Source organism: Kitasatospora sp. NPDC038210, from assembly GCF_055600605.1.
Window position 1 is genome coordinate 51767 of record NZ_JBVJYK010000029.1, and the last position, 23582, is coordinate 75348.

The 23582-nt window shown below is 74.1% G+C and carries 21 protein-coding genes and 1 pseudogene; 10 read left to right on the forward strand and 12 right to left on the reverse strand.

Annotated features, from left to right (window positions below):
• Positions 1-21: 21 nt before the first annotated feature.
• The gene (locus tag ACZ7KX_RS36355) at positions 22-318 is read right to left on the reverse strand and encodes a hypothetical protein (protein ID WP_470330238.1); all 297 of its coding nucleotides are present in this window, start codon (positions 316-318) and stop codon (positions 22-24) included.
• A gap of 188 nt (positions 319-506) precedes the next feature.
• On the opposite strand from ACZ7KX_RS36355, the gene ACZ7KX_RS36360 reads away from it, so the two are divergent.
• Positions 507-1562: an NAD-dependent epimerase/dehydratase family protein gene (locus ACZ7KX_RS36360; protein WP_470330239.1), complete on the forward strand. Its 1056-nt coding sequence runs from the start codon at positions 507-509 to the stop codon at positions 1560-1562.
• A gap of 115 nt (positions 1563-1677) precedes the next feature.
• Here the strand turns inward: ACZ7KX_RS36360 and ACZ7KX_RS36365 are convergent, their stop codons facing one another.
• On the reverse strand, positions 1678-2814 hold the full coding sequence (locus tag ACZ7KX_RS36365; protein ID WP_470330240.1) for a sensor histidine kinase: 1137 nt from the start codon (positions 2812-2814) through the stop codon (positions 1678-1680).
• Positions 2811-3566: a response regulator transcription factor gene (locus ACZ7KX_RS36370; protein ID WP_470330241.1), complete on the reverse strand. Its 756-nt coding sequence runs from the start codon at positions 3564-3566 to the stop codon at positions 2811-2813. The genes ACZ7KX_RS36365 and ACZ7KX_RS36370 overlap by 4 nt, the downstream gene beginning before the upstream one ends.
• 214 nt (positions 3567-3780) lie before the next feature.
• Here ACZ7KX_RS36370 and ACZ7KX_RS36375 point away from each other — a divergent pair.
• The 3 genes and pseudogenes from ACZ7KX_RS36375 to ACZ7KX_RS36385 all read left to right on the forward strand — a co-directional run.
• Positions 3781-4474: pseudogene (locus ACZ7KX_RS36375) on the forward strand (glycosyltransferase family 2 protein); the annotation flags it as partial.
• Positions 4475-4608: 134 nt separating this feature from the next.
• Positions 4609-5136 carry a DUF2064 domain-containing protein gene (locus ACZ7KX_RS36380; protein ID WP_470330269.1) on the forward strand — a complete coding sequence of 176 codons (528 nt, stop codon included), beginning with the start codon at positions 4609-4611 and terminating at the stop codon, positions 5134-5136.
• A complete protein-coding gene (locus ACZ7KX_RS36385; RefSeq protein ID WP_470330242.1) occupies positions 5133-5801 on the forward strand; it encodes a class I SAM-dependent methyltransferase in 669 nt (222 codons plus the stop codon). The genes ACZ7KX_RS36380 and ACZ7KX_RS36385 overlap by 4 nt, the downstream gene beginning before the upstream one ends.
• Positions 5802-5819: 18 nt before the next feature.
• On the opposite strand, the gene ACZ7KX_RS36390 is transcribed toward ACZ7KX_RS36385, so the two are convergent.
• The 3 genes from ACZ7KX_RS36390 to ACZ7KX_RS36400 all read right to left on the reverse strand — a co-directional run bounded on the left by ACZ7KX_RS36390 (position 5820) and on the right by ACZ7KX_RS36400 (position 8698).
• Positions 5820-6536, reverse strand: coding sequence for a cytochrome b/b6 domain-containing protein (locus ACZ7KX_RS36390; protein ID WP_470330243.1), 717 nt, complete (start codon positions 6534-6536; stop codon positions 5820-5822).
• Positions 6520-7233 carry a molybdopterin-dependent oxidoreductase gene (locus ACZ7KX_RS36395; RefSeq protein WP_470330244.1) on the reverse strand — a complete coding sequence of 238 codons (714 nt, stop codon included), beginning with the start codon at positions 7231-7233 and terminating at the stop codon, positions 6520-6522. Before ACZ7KX_RS36395 ends, ACZ7KX_RS36390 begins: the two co-directional genes overlap by 17 nt.
• 64 nt (positions 7234-7297) lie before the next feature.
• Positions 7298-8698: a glycosyltransferase 87 family protein gene (locus ACZ7KX_RS36400; RefSeq protein WP_470330245.1), complete on the reverse strand. Its 1401-nt coding sequence runs from the start codon at positions 8696-8698 to the stop codon at positions 7298-7300.
• A 195-nt stretch (positions 8699-8893) separates the two neighbouring features.
• On the opposite strand from ACZ7KX_RS36400, the gene ACZ7KX_RS36405 reads away from it, so the two are divergent.
• Together ACZ7KX_RS36405 and ACZ7KX_RS36410 are read left to right on the forward strand one after the other, a co-directional pair.
• Positions 8894-10009, forward strand: a complete 1116-nt coding sequence (locus ACZ7KX_RS36405; RefSeq protein WP_470330270.1) for a molybdopterin-dependent oxidoreductase — start codon at positions 8894-8896, stop codon at positions 10007-10009.
• Entirely contained in the window at positions 10006-10488 is a 483-nt protein-coding gene (locus tag ACZ7KX_RS36410) for a hypothetical protein (RefSeq protein WP_470330246.1), read from the forward strand. Before ACZ7KX_RS36405 ends, ACZ7KX_RS36410 begins: the two co-directional genes overlap by 4 nt.
• Here the strand turns inward: ACZ7KX_RS36410 and ACZ7KX_RS36415 are convergent.
• The gene (locus ACZ7KX_RS36415) at positions 10454-11311 is read right to left on the reverse strand and encodes an S-methyl-5'-thioadenosine phosphorylase (RefSeq protein ID WP_470330247.1); all 858 of its coding nucleotides are present in this window, start codon (positions 11309-11311) and stop codon (positions 10454-10456) included. The two genes, ACZ7KX_RS36410 and ACZ7KX_RS36415, sit on opposite strands and share 35 nt — an antisense overlap.
• Positions 11312-11869: 558 nt before the next feature.
• On the opposite strand from ACZ7KX_RS36415, the gene ACZ7KX_RS36420 reads away from it, so the two are divergent.
• The gene (locus ACZ7KX_RS36420) at positions 11870-12316 is read left to right on the forward strand and encodes a hypothetical protein (protein WP_470330248.1); all 447 of its coding nucleotides are present in this window, start codon (positions 11870-11872) and stop codon (positions 12314-12316) included.
• Here ACZ7KX_RS36420 and ACZ7KX_RS36425 read toward each other — a convergent pair.
• A complete protein-coding gene (locus ACZ7KX_RS36425; protein ID WP_470330249.1) occupies positions 12217-13953 on the reverse strand; it encodes an amidase in 1737 nt (578 codons plus the stop codon). The two genes, ACZ7KX_RS36420 and ACZ7KX_RS36425, sit on opposite strands and share 100 nt — an antisense overlap.
• 194 nt (positions 13954-14147) lie before the next feature.
• Between ACZ7KX_RS36425 and ACZ7KX_RS36430 the strand changes: the two genes are divergently transcribed.
• Positions 14148-15149 (forward strand): LacI family DNA-binding transcriptional regulator, encoded by a 1002-nt coding sequence (locus ACZ7KX_RS36430; RefSeq protein ID WP_470330250.1) that lies wholly within the window; start codon positions 14148-14150, stop codon positions 15147-15149.
• Positions 15150-15292: 143 nt separating this feature from the next.
• Here the strand turns inward: ACZ7KX_RS36430 and ACZ7KX_RS36435 are convergent, their stop codons facing one another.
• On the reverse strand, positions 15293-16039 hold the full coding sequence (locus ACZ7KX_RS36435) for an SDR family oxidoreductase (RefSeq protein ID WP_470330251.1): 747 nt from the start codon (positions 16037-16039) through the stop codon (positions 15293-15295).
• Positions 16040-16138: 99 nt separating this feature from the next.
• Here ACZ7KX_RS36435 and ACZ7KX_RS36440 point away from each other — a divergent pair, with 99 nt between their 5' ends.
• Both ACZ7KX_RS36440 and ACZ7KX_RS36445 read left to right on the forward strand, forming a co-directional pair.
• The gene (locus ACZ7KX_RS36440; RefSeq protein ID WP_470330252.1) at positions 16139-17056 is read left to right on the forward strand and encodes a LysR family transcriptional regulator; all 918 of its coding nucleotides are present in this window, start codon (positions 16139-16141) and stop codon (positions 17054-17056) included.
• Positions 17057-17316: 260 nt separating this feature from the next.
• A complete protein-coding gene (locus ACZ7KX_RS36445) occupies positions 17317-19707 on the forward strand; it encodes an OmpL47-type beta-barrel domain-containing protein (protein WP_470330253.1) in 2391 nt (796 codons plus the stop codon).
• 158 nt (positions 19708-19865) lie between these two features.
• Here the strand turns inward: ACZ7KX_RS36445 and melC2 are convergent, their stop codons facing one another.
• The 3 genes from melC2 to ACZ7KX_RS36460 all read right to left on the reverse strand — a co-directional run bounded on the left by melC2 (position 19866) and on the right by ACZ7KX_RS36460 (position 23541).
• Entirely contained in the window at positions 19866-20693 is an 828-nt protein-coding gene (gene melC2 / locus ACZ7KX_RS36450; RefSeq protein WP_470330254.1) for a tyrosinase MelC2, read from the reverse strand.
• A 50-nt stretch (positions 20694-20743) separates the two neighbouring features.
• The gene (gene melC1, locus ACZ7KX_RS36455) at positions 20744-21136 is read right to left on the reverse strand and encodes an apotyrosinase chaperone MelC1 (protein ID WP_470330255.1); all 393 of its coding nucleotides are present in this window, start codon (positions 21134-21136) and stop codon (positions 20744-20746) included.
• A gap of 506 nt (positions 21137-21642) precedes the next feature.
• Positions 21643-23541 (reverse strand): SpoIIE family protein phosphatase, encoded by a 1899-nt coding sequence (locus ACZ7KX_RS36460; RefSeq protein WP_470330271.1) that lies wholly within the window; start codon positions 23539-23541, stop codon positions 21643-21645.
• Between the last annotated feature and the right edge of the window lie 41 nt (positions 23542-23582).

Sequence of the window (23582 nt, forward strand, 5' to 3'; positions counted from 1 at the left end):
CCTGAGCGCCCCCGCGAGCGCTCAGGACGCTCCTCCGGGAGCCTGCCGCCGCTGCGCGCGCTCCTCGAACCTGCGCCGCAGGTCCTCCCTCCAGCGCGCCGCGTTGCTGCCGTCGAGCTGACCGGCGAAGGCCCGGTAGGCGGCCGGCGCCAGCGCCTCGCGGTCGGCGGGCTCCGCCGAGGCGATCGCCCAGAGCGCCTTGTCCGTGTCGTTGTCCAGTCCGGAGCAGGAGCGCGGGCCCCCGCCCGCGAGCACGCGCTCCAGTTCCGCGCGGAAGATCTGCCGCAGCTCCCGGTCGGTCGGCCGCCTGTCCCGCATCCCCGCCCCCTTTCGACGTCGAACCCGAACTGCCGTCCTCCGTGAGGACTCGGTGGCCCGGGCCCTGGTTCCCCGAGCCCCGGTTCCCCGGGCCGACCCCACCGGAGCGGGGCGTCCGTCTTACGGATCGCTGACACCCTGCCGTCGCGGCGGTCCGCGGTGCGGCCCGGCGGGTAGCGTCCCGAGGCATGAGGATTCTGGTCACCGGCGGCGCCGGGTTCATCGGTTCGGCCGTCGTGCGTGCCCTGGTCACGGCGGGCCACGAGGTCCGCGTGCTGGACGCGCTCCTGCCCGCGGTCCACCCGTCGGGGGCGGTGCCCGAGCTGCCGGGCGGCGTCGAGTTCCGGCACGGCGACGTCCGGGACGCGTCGGCGGTGCAAGGGGCGCTGGCCGGGGTGGACGCGGTCTGCCACCAGGCGGCCATGGTCGGCCTCGGGCTCGACCTCGACGACGCGCCCGAGTACGTCGGCTGCAACGACCTCGGTACGGCCGTGCTGCTGTCCGCGATGGCCCGCACGGGGGTGCGGAGCCTGGTCCTGGCCGGATCGATGGTGGTCTACGGCGAGGGCCGGTACACGTGTCCGGAGCACGGGTGCGTGGCGCCCGGACCGCGGCGCCCGGACGACCTCGATGCCGGCCGGTTCGAACCGCCCTGCCCGGTGTGCGGGGCCCCGCTCCGGCCGGGACTGGTGGACGAGGCCGCACCGGGCGACCCCCGCAACGTGTACGCCGCGACCAAGCTGGCCCAGGAGCACCTGGCCGCCGCCTGGGCCCGCGCGTGCGACGGGTCGGTCCTGACGCTGCGTTACCACAACGTCTACGGCCCGGGCATGCCGCGCGACACCCCGTACGCCGGAGTGGCATCGCTGTTCCGCTCGCGCCTCGCCCGCGGCGAGGCTCCCCGGGTGTTCGAGGACGGCGGCCAGCGCCGGGACTTCGTGCACGTCGACGACGTCGCGGCGGCGAACCTGGCCGCCCTGGAGGACGTCCGCGGCCGCCTCCCGGGCCGGGCCCGGGCGTACAACGTCGGCAGCGGGGAGGTGCGCACGGTCGGCGAGATGGCCCGGGCGCTGGCCGACGCCTACGGTGGGCCGGCCCCGGTGGTGACCGGGCAGTACCGGCTCGGAGACGTCCGGCACATCACCGCCGACTCCTCCCGGCTCCGGGACGAGCTGGGCTGGCGGGCCCGGGTGCCGTTCGGGGCGGGGATGGCCGAGTTCGCCGCCGCACCGCTGCGCGCCTGAGGGACCGGAGGGGCCGGGGGACCGGGCCCGGAGCACGCGAGGGGGCCCGGAGCACGCGAGGGGGCCCGGAGCACGCGAGGGGCCGGGCAGGTGCCCGGCCCCTCGCGTGCCCCCGCTACCCGCGAGCCGCCGGGAGCGCGATCTCGAAGCAGCAGCCCCCGGCGACGTTGCGCACCCCGGCGCGGCCGGCGTGAGCCTCGACGATGCCGCGGACGATGGCCAGCCCGAGGCCGGCACCGCTGTCCCCGCCCTCACCGGGATCGCGCCGCGGCGTCCGGGCGGTGCTGCCGCGCCAGCCGGTCTCGAACACGCGGTGGAGGTCCTGCTCCGGGATGCCCCCGCAGCCGTCGGTGACCGAGAGGACCACCTCGTCGACCTCCCGGCGGGCCGAGACGGCGACGACGCCGTCCGCGGGCGTCGACCGGATCGCATTGACGAGGAGGTTGCCCAGGACCCGGGTGATCTCGCGGCTGTCCACCTCGACCGGTTCGGCGGCGACCTGACCGCCTTCCAGGCGGACGCCGCGCTGGCGGGCCAGCGGATGGGCGCCGGCCAGCGCGTCGTCGACCAGGTCGTAGACGGACACCCGGGACACCGAGAGGGACAGCGCGCCGGCCTGGATGCGGGAGAGCTCGAACAGGTCGTCGACCATCCCGGTGAGCCGCTCCACCTCGGTACGGATCCGCCCGAGGTAGTGCTCCGGCTCGTCGACCACCCCGTCCTCCAGGGCCTCGGCCATCGCGCGCAGCCCGGCGAGCGGCGTCCGCAGGTCGTGGGAGATCCAGGCGATCAGCTCGCGCCGCGAGGCGTCCAGCGCCTGCTCCCGGGCACGTGACTCGGCGAGCCGGGCACTGGTGGCGGCGAGCTCCTCGCTCAGCTGGGCCAGTTCGAGCCCGAGGGGATGCGCGGGGGCGGTGAATCCGGCGTCGCTCCCGACGGTGCGGGCGGCCTCGGTCAGGGCGCGGCTGCCGGCCACGACCTGGCGTCCGAGCAGGGCGGCCGTGAGCAGCGAGACCACGGACGCCATGCCGAGGACCGTGATCACCACGCCGAGGTCGTGTCCGGACAGGAACATCGCCTGGGCGACGGCGAACGTCCCGGAGGTGACGGCGAGCACGGTGACGGCGGCGACGCAGAAGAGCGAGAGGGCCATCGAGCGGCGGCGCAGCAGCCGTACGGCGACCCAGCCGAGCAGGCCGGCGCCGGCGGCGCCGAGCCCCGCGAACAGGCCGATCAGCAGCAGGTCCTTCACGCGGGGCCGTCCTTCTCGTCCGTCACGGGGTCGTAGCGGTAGCCGACGCCCCAGACCGTGGTGATCAGCGTCGGTGCGGCAGGGTCGTCCTCGATCTTCTCGCGCAGCCGGCGCACGTGGACGGTGACGGTGGACAGGTCGCCGAAGTCCCAGCCCCAGACCCGCTGCATCAGCTCCTGGCGGGAGAAGACCGCCCGGGGGTGCCGGAGGAAGAACGCGAGCAGGTCGAACTCCCGCAGCGTGAGGAGGAGTTCGTTCCCTCCCCGGTGCGCCCGGCGGGCCTGCGGGTCCAGGGTGACGTCCCCGGACGCCAGCGGTACGAGGGCCGACGCCGTCGGCGCGGCGGCGCGCGAGCGGCGCAGGACGGACTGGACGCGCAGGACGAGTTCGCGCGGGCTGAAGGGCTTGGTGACGTAGTCGTCCGCGCCCAGTTCCAGGCCGAGGATGCGGTCGGCCTCGTCGCCCTTGGCGGTGAGCAGGACGACCGGGAGGTCGGCGCCGTCCTCGGAGGCGCGCAGCCTGCGCAGGATCTCCAGTCCGTCGATCCCGGGGAGCATGAGGTCCAGGACCAGGAGGTCGGGGCGGTGGGCGCGGGCCAGGTCCAGGCCCTGGCGGCCGTCGCAGGCCCGGTCGACCATGTGGCCGGCCCGGGTGAGGTAGCCGGCGACGACCTCGCCGACCGTGAGGTCGTCGTCGATCACCAGGATGCGGGCCGGGTCCGGTGACGCGGCGGAGGCGGGGCTGTCGTTCACCTCGCCGAGGATACGAGCCGCGACCGGGGCGGGGTGCCCCGCCGGGGTCGACGTTCGTGTTCCGTAAGATCGCGGCGCCTGCGGCACGCCGCCCCTGCGGACGACGGGACGGGGGACGGCGGGACGGGGGACGACGGGACGGCGGGACGACGTAGGACTTTCGTAAGGGCGCGGTTCGGCTGCCACGGGCCCGCCCGCGCTTAGCGTGGCCGACGTGATCTCTCCGACTCCCTCCCCTCCTTCTCCCTCGTCGCCGCCCGTCGACGTGGTCCTGCCGTGCCTCGACGAGGCCGGGGCCCTGCCCTGGGTGCTGGGCCGGCTGCCCGCGGGCTGGCGCGCGATCGTCGTCGACAACGGCTCCCGTGACGGCTCGGCCGACCTGGCGCGCTCGCTGGGCGCGACGGTCGTCGAGGAGCCGCGGCGCGGCTTCGGAGCCGCCTGCCACGCCGGGCTGCTGGCCGCGACCGCCGAGCTGGTCTGCTTCATGGACTGCGACGGCTCGCTGGATCCCGCCCAGCTGCCGCGCGTCGCCGCGCCCGTCCTCGCGGGCTCGGCGGACCTGGTGCTCGGCCGGCGCCGCCCCGCGGCCCGCGGGGCGTGGCCGCTGCACGCCCGCCTGGCCAATGCCGCGCTGGCCCGCCGGCTGCGGGCGAGGACGGGAGCACCGCTGCACGACCTCGGCCCGATGCGGGCCGCCCGCCGTGACCGGCTGCTGGCGCTGGGCCTGGGCGACCGCCGCTCCGGCTACCCCCTGGAGATGGTGCTCGCCGCGTCGGCGGCCGGGATGCGGATCACCGAGACGCCCGTCGACTACCTGCCGCGCACGGGTCGTTCCAAGGTCACCGGTACCGTGCGCGGCACCCGGCAGGCCGTCCGCGACATGCGGGCCGTCCTGGCCGCGCTGCCGCCGACCCTCCTGGTGATCGCCAAGTCGCCGGTCCCGGGGCGCGTCAAGACGCGGCTCACCCCGCCGTGCACGCCCGAGCAGGCGGCGGCGCTGGCCGAGGCCGCACTCACGGACACCCTCACCGCCCTCTCCCGGATGCCGGCCGGACGGCGGCTGCTCGTCCTGGACGGTGACGTCGGCCCCTGGCTGCCGCCCGGCTGGGACGTCGTGCCGCAGTCGGACGGTGGGCTGGACGTCCGGCTCGCGGCCGCCTTCGCGCACGCCGCGCGGACCGCCCCGGAGGCGCCCGCCCTGCTGGTGGGCATGGACACCCCGCAGCTGGACGCCGCGCTCCTCGCCGAGGCCCTGTCACCCGCCCGGCGTACGGGCGTCGACGCCTGGTACGGGCCGGCCGACGACGGCGGGTTCTGGGCGCTCGGGCTGGCGAAGCCCACCGAGCGGCTGGCCGGGCGGCTGCTGCCGGGCGTGCCGATGTCCACGCCGGACACCGGACGGACCCTGCTCGACCGGCTGGCGGCGGAGAACCTGACGGTCGGCCGACTCCCGCTGGTCACCGACGTGGACACCATCGAGGACGCGCGGCACGTCGCCGCCGAGGCCCCGGAGAGCAGGTTCGCGGCCTGCCTCCGGTCGATCGCGACCACGCAGGAGGTGACCGGGTGACCGTCGCCACCGAGGCGTGGGTGGACGACCCGTTCGCCGAGGCCGTCCGCGTCGGCCGGGGCCCGCTGTGGCTCCGGCGCCAGGACGGCCGCCGGATCCCGCTGGACGTCGCACGCTGGTGCGCACCCGCCGCCGGGGCGGACCACGGGCTGCTGGTGCGCTGCACCCGGCTGACCGCGCCGGTGGTGGACCTCGGCTGCGGCCCCGGACGCCTCGTCGCTGCCCTGCTCGGCCTGGGCGTACCGGCACTGGGCGTCGACGTCACCGGAGCGGCGGTGGCCCGGACCCGCAGCCTCGGCGGGCCCGCCCTGCGCCGGTCGGTCTTCGACCGGCTGCCCGCCGAGGGCCGGTGGGGTGGTGCGCTGCTCGCCGACGGCAACCTGGGCATCGGCGGCGACCCCGGGCGGCTGCTCGCCCGGAGCGCCGAACTGCTCGCCCCGGACGGCGTGTTGCTGGTCGAGGTGGAGCCGGGGGAGGTCGACGAACGCGCCACCGTCCGGGTCGAAGGCGCGGACGGACGGGTCGGACCGCCCTTCGACTGGGCCCGCTGCGGTGCGACGGCCACCGCCCGGCGCGCCGACCGGGCGGGGCTCGTCGAGACCGAGCGCTGGACCTCCCACGGACGCCACTTCCTCGCCTTCCGGAAGGCGGTCCGCCCCCGCTGACGGGGTGTGCCGCCGGTGCTAGTCCTGCACGGCGTGCTTCTCCTGCGCCGCCTGGTCTTCCCGCACCGCCTGCCGGCGCTGCGCCGCCCGCGCCGCCTGCGTCACCGCCGACGGCTCCTCCCGCACCGCCGCGGGCTCCTCGTGCGGCCACTGGGGGTGCTCCCGCTCGGCCCAGCTCCGGTCGACCAGCCCGGTCCGCATCCCGCGCCGGGACTCCGGGTCCCGCAGGGCCATCCGGACGTGCCCGACGGTGACCACGGCGACGGCCGCGGCGAGCCAGTCGTGGACGAAGGTCGCGCCCGTCCGCCACGTCGCCGGTGCCAGGTGGGTGAGCCACATCGCCAGGCCCGTTCCGAGGAGCACCAGCATCGCACCGAGCGTCCACTGCGCGTAGAGCTTCTGCCCGGCGTTGAACTTCCCCGCCGGACGGTGCCGGTCACGCCTCCGCACGGCGCGCAGCCAGGCCCGGTCCACCGGATGGAAACGGCTCAGCCTCGACACGTCCGCCCGGACCGCCCGGAAGGCCAGCCCGAGCAGGAGGGGCACCGGCAGTGCCAGGCCGCACCACACGTGCACGGTGACGACGAGCCGCCGGCGCCCGACCAGCTCGGCCAGCGGCGCGAGGTAGAGGCAGGCGGCGGTGGCCAGGCAGATCAGCATCAGGGCGGAGGTGGCGCGGTGCACCCAGCGCTCGGCGCGGCTGAAGCGGAGCACGCGGTCAGGCGGTCGGTGCATCGTCACGTCCGTTCGAGCGGCCGACCCAGGCATCGATGTCGTAGCCGTTCTGCTCCCAGTAGCCCGGCTCCACGGTGCGGGTCACGGTGATCCCGGACAGCCACTTGGCCGACTTGTAGAAGTACATCGGCGCCACGTACAGCCGCACCGGCCCGCCGTGGGCGTGCGTGATCGGGGCGTCCTGGAGCTTGAGCGCGACCACCACGTCGTCACGCCGGGCCTGTTCCAGGGTGAGGCTCTCGGTGTACTCGCCGTCGAAGCAGCTGAACCGCACCGCGCCGGCGCCCGCCCTGACCCCGGCGGCGTCGAGCAGGTGGGCCAGCGGCACGCCCTCGAACGGGGTGTCCGGCACCCGCCACCCGGTCACACACTGGACGTCCCGCACGATCCGGCGCTGCGGCATCGCCTGGAGGTCGGCCAGGCGGTAGCTGCCGGGGCGGTCCACCAGGCCGTCCACCGTCAGGGTGTACGTGTCCGGGCCCCGGGTCGGCACCGAGGCGACCACGGAGTAGTACCGGAAGCCACCGCCGCCGGGCAGCAGGCCGGTGAGGCCCGTCGGGTCCTTGCCGGCCACGGCCTCCTGCGCCCGCTGGAGGTACGGACCGGCCGCGACTCCGGCCGCGCCGAGCCCGAGCAGCCCCAGCACCACCCTGCGGCCGACGGGTGTCCCCCGGCCCTCTTCGATCTGTTCGTTCACGCCACCGATTCGACCAGCCGGGGGGCGGCACGGACAGGGCCGGCGCCGGTTCGTCAGACTTCCGTCACTTCTCGGCGCCCACCGCCACGGATGCCCGTCCGGCGTGGCGCTGCCGCAGCAGCGGGACCAGGAGGACGACGCACAGGGCCGCCCCGTAGGAGAGCTGCTGCGCCGTCTGGCCTCCCGTCAGGTAGAGCGCCTGCCCGGCGGCCGGGACGGCCAGCCACTCCCAACGGCCGTCGAGTGCGACCAGTGCGACCACCAGCAGCCCGTACCAGGGGTAGGAGGGGGCGACGAGCAGCAGCGCCGTGCCCGTCACCAGGAGCGCGCCGGCCCACGGCCGGTGCGGGTCTCCCCGGCGCAGGACCAGGACCACCACCGCCGTGAGGACCAGGGCCGCCGCCCACGGCAGGAGGGGGTCGGGCAGCAGCAGCCGGAGCAGTCCGAACCGGTCGATGTGTCCCTGTTCGTAGCCCTCCTCCCGCAGGTAGCCCGGCAGGTAGCCCAGGACGGAGGTGCCCGAGGCCACCACGTAGGGGAGGTAGGACAGGGCGAAGGCTCCGAGCGCGGATCCGACGAGCAGGACGTCGTTGCGGGTCGGACGCCGGGCCAGCAGACCCGACAGCGCCCCCGGCAGGGCCAGGGCCGGCAGCAGCTTGGCGGCGACGGCGCCGCCCAGCAGCAGCCCCGCGCGGAGTGCCCGCCCGTGCGCATCGAGCGTCAGCCCGTCCCCGCGGAGCGTCCGCCGGCCCGCACCGAGCGCCCGCCCGCGCGCCGCGCAGCCGAGCCCGGCGACCGTGAGCAGCACGCCGAGCGTGTCCACGTGCGCGTCGTTGACCGCCCACACCGTCACGCCGGGGAACCACCCCCACAGCGCGGCCCGCCACTTCTCCCGCCGCACCCGCAGCAGGAGCCCGGTGGTCGCCACCGCCAGCACCGCACCGCCGACCTGCACCCCGCGCACCCCGCCGCCGAACGGGTGCACCGCGGCGAACCACGCCTGCGCCACCGGCGGGTAGACGGTGTGCACGGCCGGCCGGTTGATCCGGGTGCAGTCCCCGGCCGCCGTGCGCCGCTCGTCCCAGCCCGTGCACCCGTCCCCCACCGGGAAGAGCCCCGGATCGCGCAGCCGCGTCAGCGCCGGATCGTCCGGGGTGTGGGCGTAGGGCGAGATCCCGGCGGCCTGGACCCGGCCGTCCCAGACGTAGCGGTAGGCGTCGTCGCTGGTCCGCGGCGGCGCCAGCAGTCCGACGGCGGCCACGGCGACGCCACCGGCCAGGACCAGCGGCACGACCCGGTCGCCGGGCACCTCGCGCAGCAGCAGCACGGCGGCGGCGAACAGGGCGACGTCGAGGAGGTACCAGCCGGGGAGCGGGAGGGCGCCGCTGCGGGCGACGGTCAGCGCCAGGGCGGTGACCAGGGCGGCAAGGGCGAGGAGACAGCGCAGGACGGTACGGGAGATCACGTCGCCCACCCTCCCACCGGCCCGCCTCCCAACCCCCGGTGGCGCCCGCGACGTTCGGATTCCGTAAGCACGTCGGAGCACCTGTCGGTGGTCCCGGGGCGCTTCGATGGACGGGTGGAAACCGAACCCGCCGACTCCGGCACTCCGGCCCCCCGCCGCCGCTACGACCCTCCGCTGCCCGCGCCCCCCGCGTTCCTGCGGCGCGGGCCGCTGCGCGAGGGGGCGTTCACCTCACCGCTGCACGAACCGCGGACCGTGGTCGTCGTCGGCCGCTGGCTGGGGGTGGCCCTCCTGGTCTGCTTCCTGACCGGTCTGACCAGCCATCTGCTCCAGGACCCGCCCGGCTGGCTCGCACCGCACCTGCCCGCACGGCCGGTGAACGGCTACCGGGTCACCCAGGGCCTGCACGTGATCAGCGGCCTGGCCGCGATCCCGTTGGCCGGCGCGAAGCTGTGGGCGGTCTACCCGCGGCTGTTCGAGTGGCCGCCGGCGCGCAGCGTGCTGCACGCCCTGGAACGGCTCGGCATCGCCCTGCTGGTGGCGGCCGTCCTGCTGGAACTGTTCACCGGCCTGCTGAACACCCTGCAGTGGTACCCGTGGCCGTTCCCGTTCCGGCAGACCCACTTCTGGCTCGGCTGGCTGGCCACCGGCGGACTGCTGGTCCACCTGGCCGTCAAGGCACCGCTCATCGCCGCGCACTGGTGGCGCCGGTCCGCTCCGGCCCTGGCGCAGCGCCGCGCGTTCCTCGCGGCGACCACCGCCGCCGTCGGTGCCGTCACCCTGGTGACCGCCGGGCAGAGCGTGCCCTGGCTGCGGTCCCTGGACCTGCTGGCCCCGCGCCGCCCCGACATCGGCCCCCAGGGCCTGCCGGTGAACCGCACCGCCGCCCAGGCCGGCACGGTGACGGTGCCCGCCGACTGGCGGCTGCGGGTGGACGGGCCGCAGCCGTACGAGCTGACCCTTGCGGAGCTCGGCGAACTCCCGCAGCACTCGGTGGAGTTGCCGATCGCCTGTGTGGAGGGCTGGAGCGCGTCGGCCCGGTGGACCGGGGTCCGGCTGGCCGACCTGGTGCGACGCGCCGGAGCCCCGTCCGGCTCGGCGGTGCGGGTCACGTCGCTGGAGGCCTCGGGACCGTACCGGGTGATGGAGATGCCCGCGACGTACGTGGACGACCCGCTCAGTCTGCTCGCCCTGCGTGTCAACGGCGAAGTCCTGGCGGCGGACCACGGGTTCCCCGCGCGGGTGATCGCGCCGAACCGGCCCGGCGTCCTGCAGACCAAGTGGGTCGCACGCGTCGAGGTGATCGCGTGACCACCGGCGTCCGTGCTCCCCGTGCTCTCCGCATCGTCCGTGCTCTGCTGCTGGCGGCCGGCCTCGCCGTGATCGGTTACGGCCTGTCCGGGCTGCTCGGTGACCCGTACATCACCGACCCGTCGGACGTCCTGGTCTGGGCGGTCGGCGGGCTGGTGGTCCACGACGGGCTGTGGGTGCCGCTGCTGTGCCTGCTGGGCGCGTTCGCGGTCCGCGGTCCCGTGCTGCGCGGCTGGCTCTTCGTCGCGGCGGCCGTCACCGCCGTCGGCCTGCCGGCCGTCCTGCGGGCCGACGAGGACCACGGCAACCCGTCGGTGCTGCCGCTGCCCTACCTGCGCAACTGGCTGCTGGTGCTGGCCGCCACCGCCGGCGTCGCGCTGCTGGTCGCGTTCGCCGGGCGGTGGCGACGCCGGGGCCCGGCCCTCGGACGCCGGGATCGGGCCGTCAGGCGCCGGGAACCCCGGGGAGACCGGTCGTGAGACCGTCCAGCGCGTGCGGGCAGGCGCACTCGCGCAGGAGCGGCAGCCGCTCCAGCGCCTTGAACAGCACGGTGCGCAGCCGGTCGACGTTGCGGGCGAACGCCTCCAGCACCTCGCCGTGGGTGACGCCCTCGCCGCTCTCCACACCGGCGTCGAGGTCGGTGACCAGGGCCACCGAGCTGTAGCAGAGGCCGAGTTCACGGGCGAGCACGGCCTCCGGGTGGCCCGTCATGCCGACCGCCGACCAGCCGTTGGCGGTGAACCAGCGGGACTCGGCGCGGGTGGAGAAGCGCGGACCCTCGATCACCACCAGGGTCCCGCCGTCCACCGGCTGCCAGGCGGCCTCCCGGGCGGCGTCCATCGCCGCCCGGCGCCCGGCCGGGCAGTACGGGTCGGCCATCGACACGTGCACCACCTCGGGCACCGTGCCGTCCGGGAGCGGCAGGCCGTCGTAGAAGGTCTGCACCCGCCCTGAGGTCCGGTCGACGAACTGGTCGGGCACCAGCAGGGTGCCCGGCCCGTACTCCGGGCGCAGCCCGCCCACCGCGCACGGCGCCACCACCTGCCGCACCCCCAGCGCGTGCAGCGCCCACAGGTTGGCCCGGTAGTTGATCCGGTGCGGGGGGAGTCGGTGGCCGCGCCCGTGCCGGGGCAGGAAGGCGACCCGGCGGCCGGCCACCTCGCCCAGGAACAGCGCGTCGCTCGGTTCGCCGTACGGCGTGTCGATCCGCACCTCGGTCACGTCGTCCAGCAGCGCGTAGAGCCCGGAGCCACCGATCACACCCAGCTCGGCGCTCGGCGGGACGTCCTGGTCGACCGTCATCCCGGTCCACCTCTCTTCTCGGGAACAACCTCCCCGTCACTGTAGGAACGGACCGTGCCCGAACCCGGGACCCCGGACCTTACGGATTGCGAACGTCCCGCGGAGCGCACCCGCCCCCGCGGCTCGCGCCCGCGGGACCCCGCCCGGCTCGTCGGCCACGGCCGTCAGCGGTCCGACTCACCGAACGGGGCCGTGCTGCGCCCGGCCCGGCGGCCCGGTGAGCCGTAGTACCGGGGTACCGGTGCGACCGGGAGGTTCCGCCCCGGGTGCCACGGTCTGCCGCTGCCCCGCCGCTAACGTGAAGGGCAGGACGGCCGGTCGGCCACCGGGTCGACCGTCCCACCGAGGCCTCTGCCGGGCCTTCCGGCGCCCCGCGGCCGTCCCTGCTCGCGACCGGCACCATCGTCGACGGCACACGGAGGGTGGCATGAACACCACATCCTTCCCCGCAGCAATCGCCGCGCACGCCGCGCACACGGCGACCACCGCTACCGCTGCGAACGGCCACGGGCTCGTCCGGGCCATCCGGACGCCCGGCCCCACGGTCACGCCCGCCCCGTGGGCGACGCGCGACACGACCCCGACTCCGACGACGGCCACGCCGCCCACGGGCCGGCCCGCGCCGGGCTCGACGACGGCGGCCACCTGGACCCGCAGGGCGTCGCCGTCGCCCTGGCGTGCCTGCCCGTGCTCGTCCGGCGCCTCGACCCGTACGTCGAGGCCGCGGCCACCGGCCGCACCGCACCCGCCGACGCCGTGCGCACCGCGCTGTCCACCCGTCTGCCGCAGCTGACCCCGCAGGCCGGGAAGTGGTCGAGTTCCTCGCGCGGTACGACGGCGTGGAGGACCGACGCTCCGGGACGGCGTCGCGGCACCGCCGGGGGCGGTGCCGCGACGCCGGCGCGTCACTGCGCGGACAGTCGCGGCGTGCGCGGCGGAACCGTCCGCCGGCTGCCCGTCGCCTCGAAGGCCGCGGCGAGGGTCAGCAGGGCGTTGTCGTCGTAGGCGCGGCCCGCGAAGGTCAGCCCGACGGGCATGCCGGTGTCGGTCATGGTGCCCATGGGCACGGTCACGGTCGGGATGCCGAGGTGACGGGGCACCAGGTTGCCGTTCGCGACCCACACGCCGTTGCGCCAGCCGAGCTCGGCGGAGGCCTCGATCACGTCCATGTCGGCCGGACCGACGTCGGCGACGGAGGGGAACACCACCGCGTCCAGGCGCAGTCCGTCCATCCACTCCTCCAGGTCGACCCGGCGCGTCTCCTCCAGCCCGCGCAGCCCCTCTTCGAGGTGCGGCATGTCGGTGAAGGACGCGTACGGGCGCTCGCGCACGAAGCGCGGGTAGTCGCCGATCGAGTCGTCGAAGCCGGCGTAGCGGTCCGGGAGCTCGCCCTCCTGCTTCGGGAAGATGCGGGCACCGTCGACCTCGGCCAGGCCGGCGAGCTGCGGGTCGCCGTTGGCGCTCAGGAAGTCGTCCCACGCCCAGGCCGACAGGTCCTCGATCTCGACGGTGAGGAAGTCGCGGCCGACCAGGCCGCGGGTGAACAGCGAGGGCGCGCCGGGGCGGTCGGACTCGTAGTTCGACACGACGGGGAAGTCGACCTCGACGACCTCGGCGCCGGCCGCCTCCAGGTCGCGGCGGGCGGCTTCCCACAGGGCGATCACCGAGGGGCGGGTGTCGATCGGCCGGCCGGTCTGGCCGCCGATGCCGCCCTCGGGGTTCGTTCCGGCCTCGGGGTCGGCGTTGATGTACATCCGCGGGACGCCGACACGCTTGCCGGCGAGGGAGGCGCGTGCGGCCGGTGCGTCGGCGGGCGCGAGCGACGGGTAGGAGGCGGGGCGCACCCGGGACGCCGCGGGCAGCGGCACCCACGGCTGCGCGCGCCAGAGGTCACCGCGCGTCTCCGGGTCGTCGGCCACGATGACGTCGAGCAGCTCGAACAGGTCGGCCATGGTGCGGGTGTGCGGGACGACGACGTCCATGGTCGGCACCAGCGGCCAGTTGCCGCGCACCGAGATGACGCCGCGGCTGGGCGTGTAGGCGCACAGGGCGTTGTTCGACGCGGGCGCCCGGCCCGAGGACCAGGTCTCCTCGCCGAGGCCGAAGGCGCCGAAGGACGCCGCCGTCGCGGTGCCCGAGCCGTTGGAGGAGCCGGAGCCGTAGGCGCTGGTGAGCCAGTCGGCGCTGTACGGGCTCTCCGCGCGGCCGTACACGCCGCGCTGCATGCCGCCGTTGGCCATCGGGGGCATGTTGGTCAGGCCGATGAGGACGGCCCCGCCTGCGCGCAGCCGCTCGATGGCGAAGGCGTCGCGCTGGGCGACGAGGTGCTCGAACGCGGGCGAGCCGGCCGCCGCGGTCAGCCCCTTCGCGAGGTAGCTGTCCTTCGCGGTGTACGGGATGCCGTCGAGCGGGCCGAGCGTCTCGCCGCGCGCACGGCGGGCGTCGGAGGCCTCCGCCTCGGCGCGGGCGTCCGGGTTCATCACGACCATCGCGTTGAGCGCGGTGGGGGTGCCGGGCCGGTCGTAGGCGTCGATCCGCGCGAGGTAGGCGTCGAGCAGGCCGACCGCGGTGGTCTCGCCCTTCTCCAGCGCCGCACGCAGCTCGGCGATACCGGTCTCCACAACATCGAATCCGCGCGTCATGCGGTGTCTCCTGGTCGGTCGGGGCGGGGGCGGGACGGGACGCGAGCCGCCCTGCAACGAGGACGGCAGCCGTGTGCTGGAACGTTCCAGCACGCTCCAGTACGGGCACCTTACGCAGTGCTGGAACGTTCCAGCAAGGGAGCGGCGGACCGGAGCAGGAGATCGGTGCAGGGCTGCGTCTAGACTTCCGGGCTGTGACCAGCCGCCCCGTGACCCTGATCGATGTGGCCCGGGCGGCCGGGGTGTCCAAGAGCACCGCCTCCAACGCGCTCGGCGGCTCCGGCCGGGTGTCCGGCGCCACGCGCGAACGCATCCTCGACGTGGCCCGGGAACTCGGCTACCGGCCGAACACCGCGGCGCGCAGCCTGCGCCGCTCCAGCACCGGCGCGATCGGCCTCCACCTGCCGCGCACCGCGACCCGCCTGGACTACTACATGAACCTGGCGTTCGGCGCGGTCGAACGGGCCAGGGAGGACGGCCTGGACCTCGTCCTGCTGGCGCCCGGCACGGCATCCGGCGGGGGACTGGCCGCCCGGGTGGACGGCCTGCTGGTGATCGACCCCGAGGTCGACGACCCGTCCGTCCCGGACCTGCTGGACGCGGGTGTGCCGGTGGTCACCGGCGAGCGCTACCTCGGCGGGGGAGTCGCGCCGAGCGGTGCCGTGGTGTGCGACAACGCCGCCTCGCTGGCCGCGTTGCTGGACCACCTCGCCGAGCGGGGAGCCCGCCGCCCGGCCCTGCTGGTTCCCGGGCCCGGCTCCGACTGGGCGGCGGCCCTGCGGGCCGCGGCCGGCGACTGGAGCCGGCGCGAAGGCGTCGAGGTGGTCGTGCGGACGGTACCGTTCGCGGCCACACCGGCCGAGGCCGAGGCGGCCACCGCGGACCTGATCGCCACCGTCCCGGGCCTGGACGCGGTGGTGTGCGCCCCCGACGGCGCGGTGCCCGGCGTCCTCGCGGCCGCGGCCCACGCGGGCCTGCAGCCGGGGACCGACCTGCTGGTTGCCGTCTGCGTCGACGGCGCGGCAGCGCGCGGTTCGAGCCCCCCGGTCACCGCGGTCGACCTCCGGGCCGCGGAATACGGGCGCGCGTGCGCGGCCCTGCTGAGCGACCTGCTGGCCGGCACGGCACAGCCCGGCGTCGTACGCCGCCACGACTGGGCCCTGAACCTCCGCGCATCCACCACCGGCCGACCCTGAACCCGGCCCCGGCACGGACCCGCAGCCCCGGTCGTCAAGCCACGAACACCGGGAGACGGGGCGCCCGCCGGGGCGCCCGCCGGGGCGGGCGCCCTCTCGCCACTGCGCCCTGACACCCCGGCGGACCTGTGCGGTCAGTACACCTAGAGCTGCGAAGCCCCGCCGTCGACGGGGAACTCCGTTCCGGTCGAGAAGGTCGCGCCGAACGCCAGGTACGCGACCGCGGCGGCCACTTCCTCGGGAGTCCCCAGCCGCTGCATCGGGATGGTGCTCCGGAAGCCGTCCTTCGTCGCCTCGACGACGTCGGCGGGCAGCGAGGAGCGGTCCAGGATGCCCGAGTCGATCGGGCCGGGGCTCACGGCGTTGACGCGCACCTGGCGCGGAAGCAGCTCGCGGGCCAGGGTGCGGGTCATCGACCGCAGGGCTGCCTTGCTCGCCGAGTAGACACTGAGCGCGTCGAGGCCCAGGACGTTCACCACCGACGTGGTGAGGACCACGCCGCTTCCCTCGCGCATCATCGGCGCCAACGCCTGCACGGTGAAGTACGGGCCCTTGGCGTTGATGCCGAACAGCTCGTCGTACATCTCCTCCGTCGTCGAGTCGAACGGTGCGGACGCGGTGACGCCGGCGTTGACGAACAGCGCGTCCACCGCGCCGAACCGCTCCCGGACCGTGGCGGCCAGGGCCTCGATGTCCTTCAGGGACGCGGCGTCGCTACGGACGGCGATCGCCTTCTCCCCCAACTGCTCCAAGGCGGCGTCCAGGGAGGACCCGGTGCGGCCGGTGATCAGGACGTGCGCCCCACCGTCCGCGAACAACCGGGCCGCGGCCAGGCCGATGCCGTTGCTTCCGCCCGTGATCACGATCTTCTTGCCGTCATAAGTGGTCATGCCCTCCAGCCAAATGTCCACCCGCACACCGTGTCCAAGACCTGTTCCGCATGCCGTCATGCTCCGGGCGCATGGCGGCACGCGACGTACCCTGGGCGAATGGACGTCGATCTGCGGCTCGTGCGCTACTTCACGGTCGTGGCGGAGTACGGCAACTTCGGCCGGGCCGCCACCAAGCTGCACGTGGCGCAGCCGTCGTTGAGCCGTCAGATCCAGCGGTTGGAAGCTCAGCTCGGTGTCCGGCTCTTCGACCGCTCGCCGCAGGGCAGCTGCCTCACCGAAGCCGGGCGGGCCTACCTTCCCCGGGCCCGGACACTGCTCCAGGAAGCCGAGTACGCCGCCGACGCGGCCAGGGCCGCCGTCCAGCCCCCCGGCATCACGGTCGGCTACGCCGAAGGGCTGGTCATCACCGCCTGTGTGCAGGAACTGCGCCGCCGGCACCCCGACGGCCGGGTGCGCACCCGGCACCTCGACTGGCGGGACGCGGACGCGCTCGCCGAGGGGCGGCTCGACGCCCTCGTCGCCCACGGACCCCTTCCCTTTCCCACGGACGGTTTCCGGGTGACCAGGCTCCACGAGGAGTCGCGGGTGCTCGTCATGCCGGCGAGTCATCACCTGGCGGACGGGAAACCCGTCAGCCTGCGGGCTCTGTCGGACGAGGAACTGGTGGCCTGCGTCAGCACCCCGGTTCTCTGGAGCACGCCCAGGCCGGTCGGCGACCGCCCGGCACCACCCGCGCCCGCGAACGACGACAGCTACGAGGACAAGCTGGAACTCATCGCCACCGGCCACTGTGTCGCGATCTTCCCCGCCGGCGACCGACGCGCCGCTGCGCGCGAGGACCTCGTCATGGTGCCCGTCGTCGACATCGATCCCTGCGAGGTCGTGCTCGTCACGCGCGCTGACGACCCCAACCCGCTGATCGGATCCCTGGAAGACGTCGCACGTACCGTGCTCGGCACAGCAGGTTATGAGCTTCCGACGAGGGACGCGCGTGACCGAGCGCCGCTCGCGTGAACCGATCCGGACCGAACGCCCGTGCCGTCCCCGTTCGGTCTCCGTCCGAGTGCCCGGGGCCGGTGCCGGCCGGAAGGTGACCGTGTGGGGCGGAACGGATACGGCGGCAGGAACACGGAGGCACGGGACTCATGAGGTTCGGTCGGGGCAGGCGCCCACACTCCTGGCGAGCGCGATCGGGCCGGACGCTGGCCGTCCTCGGCCTGGTACTGACGGGGACGGTCACGGGCTTCCGCACGGCGCCGGCCTCCGCCGTCATCATGTCGGACTTCCGCAGCACCTCGGTGGTCCTGACCAACAACAGCGACCTGCCACTGGTGCTGACCGACCACTACCTCCAGCACGGGTGCTGGGACACCGAGCCACCGGACCGGATCGAGCCGGGTCAGGTGGTCCTCTGGAAGTCGGCGTCCTGCGGCGCCGGAACGGGCACCGAGGGATCGGCCTTCTACCGGATCGACAACGACAAGGGCCCCGACCTCCGCGTGCACTGGGACAACTCCACCATCGGCGGGCAGAGCTACGACGAGACCGTCCCGAACGGTTACGTGATCTCCCGTGGCGGCGGGGACGGGGACCGCGCCACCGTCAACTACGCCTTCGACTGCAACTCACGGATGTGCGACGGCATCCCCGACGACTGGAAGCTCCACGGCGTCGACATCGAGCCGGGGGACGGCAGCCCGACGAAGCACCTCGACCTGCCCGGCATGGGTGCCGACGTGAACCGGCCCGACATCTTCGTCCACGTCGACTGGATGGCGGACGGCACTCCCGGGAACGTCCACAGCCACCAGCTGTCCTCCCAGGCGATCCGGAAGGTGGTCGACGCCTTCGCCAACGCGCCCTACCAGCGACGAGGAGCCTCCGGACCCGGCATCAACCTGCACGTCGACGCCGGCCCGGACAGCATCCTGGACTTCGCCACCGGCCGGACCTGGGGCGCGCTGAGCCGGGCCCGGCAGGTCGCCGAGGTCACCAACCTCGGTGACTTCACCGGAGACTGCCCGAATCCGACCGACCTGGACCCGGACAACGACGCGTGCAAGTACGCGTGGGACGACTTCTACAAGATCAAGAAGGCCCCCGGTGGCTTCGTCAGCGCCGGCCGTTCGCCGGTGTTCCACTACGCGCTCGCCGCTCACCTGCTCGCCCCCGGCAGCAGTTGGAGCGGCTACGCTCCCCGCGGCACCAGCGATCTCGTCCTCGCTCTCGGCAACCAGGTGCACCAGGTCGGCACCGAGGACGATCAAGCCGGCGCCCTCATGCACGAACTCGGCCACAATCTGAGCCTGGATCACGGCGGAGGGGACGGGGTCAACTTCAAGCCGCAGTACTTCAGCGTGATGAACTACTCGTACATGGCGGGGCTGACGAGCGGGCCCGCCACGTACATCGACTACTCGCACGTGGCGACCACCCTCGACGAGAACCGGCTGGACGAGAACACCGTTCCCGCGACCGGAACCGTGTCCTACGGCATCCGCCGGTACTGCGCAGCGGTCGGGAAGTTCGTCACCACCTTGACCAGCAGCAACTGGGTCGACTGGAACTGCGACGGCAACGTCGACCAACAGCTCGTCCCCGCCGACATCGACGGCGACGGCCGGCTGACCCCGCTCGCCGGATACGACGACTGGGCGCATCTGAAGCTGACCGGCGGAATGATTGGCCGGCCCGGTATGCCGCCGCTCCCGGAGCCGGAGGCGGTCCGGGAGTTCGACGACAACGTGGCCCGCCGGATCATGCCGCCGGACACCACGGCCCCGGTCACCGACGCCACCGCCGAGCCGTTGCCGAACGACGCCGGGTGGAACACCACCGGCGTCACCGTCGCTCTCGCCGCGACCGACGACCTCAGCGGCGTGGCCAGGACCGAGTACGACATCGACGGGAACGGCTGGGCGGGCTATGCGGGCCCGATCCTCTTCGACACCCAGGGCCGCCACGTGCTGTCGTACCGCTCCATCGACCGGGCGCAGAACATCGAGGCCACCAGGACCCTGCCGGTCCGCATCGACCGGACACCACCGGTCACCACGGCCACCGTCAGCCCGGCCCCCAACCCGGCCGGCTGGATCAACGCGGACGGCACCGTCACCCTCACCGCCACCGACGACCTCAGCGGCGTGGCAGGCGTCACCTACAGCACGACGGGTGCCCGGACGACGCCACTCACCACCGTCCCCGGCGACACCGTCACCCTGAAGATCGATCAGGAAGGCGAAACCGTCGTCACCTTCCACGCCACCGACCAGGCCGGCAACATCGAGCCGGACAGGACCCTCACCGTCAGGCTCGACAGGACCGCACCCGTCTCCACGTTCACCACCGCGCCCGAAACGATCTTCGTCGCCGACCCCGCCGGCGGACCCCACGACGACCAGTACCTCACCGGCACCGCCGCCGACGCGGGCTCGGGCGTCGACCACGTCGACCTCACCTTCACCTCGCAGGTACCCGGACCGACGCTGGTCCAGCGGGCGGACCTTGCCTGCACCGGCACCGCACGCCACGACTGCACCTGGCGGGTGCGGCCGCCCTCCGGCCTCGGCATCTACCGCGTCACCGCCACCGCCACCGACATCGCGGGAAACACCGGAGCCCCGGGAGGCGGCATCCGCATCATCGTCGTCCGCACGAACTCGTGAGCCGCCCGGGCCGCCGTCGACGGCGGGATCGGAGCACCTGACAGCCCGGCGGCCGACTCGGCCCGCCCGGGTGGACGGGGAGACCGGGACGGCGCTGCGCGGCGCCGGGGGCCGGAGCATTGTGCACTGCTCCGGCCCCCGGCGCCGTACCGGTCGGATCAGTACGCGTTGTCGTACGTGTAGAACTTGGTGTGGTCCAGCAGGTCGGCCGGGGTGACGTCCTTCCACGGCTTCATGGTGTCGTTCAGGGCGACCACGTTCCTGGTGCTGCGGACCGGCTGGTAGCCCTGGCCCGGGTGGCGGCTCTGCCAGGCGGCCCACAGGCGGTCGATCATGCAGTGGTGCATCCAGAACACCGGGTCGTTGGGCGACATGCCGGTGCTCATGGTGCCGCCGACCCAGACGTGCACCCGGTTGTGCACGTTGACGCCCGCCCAGCCCTCCAGGCTGTTGCGGAAGCCCGCGCTGGCGCTGTTGAACGGCGCGGCGTCGTACGTGGCGATCGCCAGCACGGCGTCCACGTCGGCCCGGGTCGGCAGGTCCTGGCCGCCCTGGCCCAGCCGGCGGATCAGGTAGTTGCGGCTGTCGGGTCGGACGGTGAGCGTCCAGTTGCCGGAGCCCTGCGCGAACGGGCCGGTGGTCACCCGGCCACCGGTGCCGGTGCCGTCACCGCCGAGGAAGTCCGCTCCCCAGAGTGAGGAGTTCGGGGTGCGGTCGGTGGTCCAGTCCCAGTACGGGAGCGTGACGGTGGCGTCGATCTCCTGCAGGGCGCGCTCGAAGCGCAGCAGGAAGCTGCGGTGCCAGGGCAGGAAGGAGGGCGAGCGGTGGCCGGTGCGCTCGGTGGTGTCGGTGTCGCTCATGATGAAGTCGTTGTGGGTGCTGACGAACGCGTCGTACGCACCTCGGCGCTTGAGTTCCAGGACGGCGTTGACGAAGGCGCGCTTCTCGGCGGGCGTCAGGGTCGACTGGCTCTTGCGGACTGCCATGGTTCTTCCTTCGAGGGTGGTCTGTGCGGAGGCCGGATGGCGGTCGGGAGTCAGGCGGCGAGCGGGGCCAGGTCGGCGCCGTTCAGGGAGTCGACGGCGGCCCGGACCAGCGCCCGCGGCGTGGTGAAGGTCTGGTAGTGGTTGATGACGCTGATCCAGGTGCCGTCCGCGTTGCGCATCATGTGCAGTTCGCGGCCGTCGATCAGCACCATGTAGCCGCTCATCGCGTGGTGGCCGTCGCCGGACATCGGCATGCCCTGGATGCGGCGGCCGCGGAAGACCTCGTCGAAGCTGTCGCCGCCCTCCGTGTCGGCGCCGTTGGCGGGTGCGACGGCGGGGCCGGTGAGGCCCAGGGTGACCGCGCCGGCGGCGACGGCCGTCGCGACGACGGCGCCTTGCAGCATCCGCCGGCGGGTGATCTCGGTGGTGGTGTCTTCGGACATGGCTGTGCCCCCCAGGTGGAAAATGTGAAGAACTTTCAGTGCCCCCGTTTTGGCGTACCGGTCGGCAGCGTCGACTGCCGGACGCGTCGTCGGCGCCGGTCAGGACGGTCCGGTGGCGATCGGCCCGCTCGGAATCATTCCTACCAGTCGTGAGCGAACAGCTCGGATGTGTGATCGGTCTGGGGGTGGAAAGTGATCGTTTCAAGCCGGTCGTGTGAAAGATGTTGCATCTTCTACAGAAGTCAGAGCTTCGGTTCGGGGGGAGTCCCGTGTGCGGAAACCGAAGATCCTTCGCCCGGGCGGCCACCGCGCCGCAAGGCCTGCGGTGTTGACGCACCCCTTGTGACGATCGCTACACGAACAGGATGGCGCGATGCGGCAGGCGGCCGCAGACCTGCTGCTACGGCCGCGCGGCGGTCACGGACCCCATGCCCATGGCCGCGCGACGGTCACGGACCCACGGCGAGGGCCGCGCGGCGGTCGCGCGCGCACCTCCGGAGGGCTGCTCAGAGCTGGAGGGTGAACCAGATGGTCTTGCCGCTGCCGCTGGGGCGGACGCCCCAGCCGTCGGCCAGGGCGTCGACGATGATGAGCCCCCGGCCGGACTCCTCGTCGCTGGTGGCGAGGCGGGGGTGGGGCAGCTGGGAGCTGCGGTCGCCGATCTCGACGGTGAGTTCGGTGCTGGTGCGGCGCAGCAGCAGTTCGATCGGCCCCTGGCCGTGCTGGACGGAGTTGGTGAGGATCTCGGACAGCAGCAGGCAGGCGTCGTCGGTCCGTTCGGCGCAGCCCCACGTGGTGAGCGTCTTGGTGAGGAAGACGCGGGCCTCGCCGACGGAGGACGGAACGGTGGGCAGGTCGGTGGTGGCGGTGGCCAGCGGGGCGGCGGGCAGCTGCAGCAGGAGGAGGGTGACGTCGTCGTAGTGGCCGTCGGTGTCGGGCAGCACGGCGGACAGGACGCGGTCGGCGACGGCCTCCAGTCCGCCGTTGCCGGTGAAGGCACGGCCGACGGTCGCGACCAGCTCGGTGATCTGGGCCTCGATGTCGCCGCCGGGGATCTCGACCAGGCCGTCAGTGTAGAGCAGCAGGGTGGCGCCGGGCGGTACGGCCAGACAGGCCTGCTGGTGGGGAATGCCGCCGACGCCCAGCGGGGCGCTCACCGGGGCCGGGAGCGCCCGGATGGTCTCGTGGGGGGCGGCGAGGAGGACGGGCAGGTGCCCGGCCGAGCAGATCGTCACCTCGCCGGTGTCCGGGGCGATGACGAGGTAGCAGCAGGTGACCAGCTGGTCGGGCAGCTCCAGGTCGGTGACGGCCGCGTCCAGGGCCTGCATCAGCTGGCGGGGCTCCATGCCGGTCTTGGCCAGCGCGTGGGCGGCGGAGCGCAGTTGCCCCATGACGGCGGCCGCCTCCAGCCCGCGGCCCATGACGTCGCCGATCAGGACGCCGACGCGGCCGGCACCCAGGGGGATGAGGTCGAACCAGTCGCCGCCGACCCCGGCGCCCTGGGTGGCGGGCAGGTAGCGGCTGGCGGTGGCCAGGCCCGGGATGGCGGGCGGGGTGCCCATCAGGCTGCGCTGCAGGGTGAGGGCGATGTGCCGTTGCTGTTCGTACAGGGCGGTGAGTTCCGCCTCCGCCCGTTTCCGGTCGCTGATGTCGCGGACGATGGCGCAGGCGCCGGTCACCGTGCCGTCGGCGGTCCGGGTGGGCCACAGGGTCACGTCCACGTCGATCAGCCGGCCACTGCGGGTGACCCGCAGCGTCTCGAAGTGCTCGACCTTCTCGCCGTCCCCCAGACGCTTCAGCAGCGCCGTGATCTCCTCCCGGTGCTCGGGCGTGGCCAGCATGGCCACATGGCGGCCGAGCGCCTCGGCAGCCGTGTAGCCGTACAGGGAGTGGGCGGCGGCGTTCCAGTAGGTGATGCGGCCGTCGAGGGTCTTGGCGAGGATGGCGTCCTGGGAGGACTCGACCAGCGCGGCGAGCTCGTTGATGCGGGCTTCGGCGGCCTTGCGGTCGCTGACGTCGCGTACGGCGGCGGAGAAGAGCAGGCCGTCCGCGGTCTCCAGGGGGCTGAGGCTGATCTCGACGGGGAACTCGGTGCCGTCCTTGCGCAGGCCGTGCAGTTCCAGTCCTGCGCCCATCGGGCGGACCTGCCGGTTCGCGGCGTACTCGTCGCGGTGGCGGTGGTGCTGGTCCCGGAAGCGCGTAGGGACCAGCAACTCCACGGAGCGTCCGAGCAGTTCCTTGCGCGGGTACCCGAACAGGGCCTCCGTCTGGGCGTTGACCAGGGTGATGGTCCCCGCGTCGTCGGTGATCACCATCGCGTCCGGCGCGGCTTCCAGCAGTGCACGGAAGCGGGCTTCGGCGGCCTTGCGGTCGCTGACGTCGCGTACGGCGGCGGAGAAGAGCAGGCCGTCCGCGGTCTCCAGGGGGCTGAGGCTGATCTCGACGG

What these genes read in the sequence shown, in the direction of transcription:
- ACZ7KX_RS36355 (WP_470330238.1), bottom strand. Translation starts at nt 318, where the DNA reads ATGCGGGACAGGCGGCCGACCGACCGGGAGCTGCGGCAGATCTTCCGC.
- ACZ7KX_RS36360 (WP_470330239.1), top strand. Translation starts at nt 507, where the DNA reads ATGAGGATTCTGGTCACCGGCGGCGCCGGGTTCATCGGTTCGGCCGTC.
- ACZ7KX_RS36380 (WP_470330269.1), top strand. Translation starts at nt 4,609, where the DNA reads ATGCCGGCCGGACGGCGGCTGCTCGTCCTGGACGGTGACGTCGGCCCC.
- ACZ7KX_RS36390 (WP_470330243.1), bottom strand. Translation starts at nt 6,536, where the DNA reads ATGCACCGACCGCCTGACCGCGTGCTCCGCTTCAGCCGCGCCGAGCGC.
- ACZ7KX_RS36415 (WP_470330247.1), bottom strand. Translation starts at nt 11,311, where the DNA reads ATGACGGTCGACCAGGACGTCCCGCCGAGCGCCGAGCTGGGTGTGATC.
- ACZ7KX_RS36425 (WP_470330249.1), bottom strand. Translation starts at nt 13,953, where the DNA reads ATGACGCGCGGATTCGATGTTGTGGAGACCGGTATCGCCGAGCTGCGT.
- ACZ7KX_RS36435 (WP_470330251.1), bottom strand. Translation starts at nt 16,039, where the DNA reads ATGACCACTTATGACGGCAAGAAGATCGTGATCACGGGCGGAAGCAAC.
- ACZ7KX_RS36440 (WP_470330252.1), top strand. Translation starts at nt 16,139, where the DNA reads ATGGACGTCGATCTGCGGCTCGTGCGCTACTTCACGGTCGTGGCGGAG.
- ACZ7KX_RS36445 (WP_470330253.1), top strand. Translation starts at nt 17,317, where the DNA reads ATGTCGGACTTCCGCAGCACCTCGGTGGTCCTGACCAACAACAGCGAC.
- melC2 (WP_470330254.1), bottom strand. Translation starts at nt 20,693, where the DNA reads ATGGCAGTCCGCAAGAGCCAGTCGACCCTGACGCCCGCCGAGAAGCGC.
- melC1 (WP_470330255.1), bottom strand. Translation starts at nt 21,136, where the DNA reads ATGTCCGAAGACACCACCACCGAGATCACCCGCCGGCGGATGCTGCAA.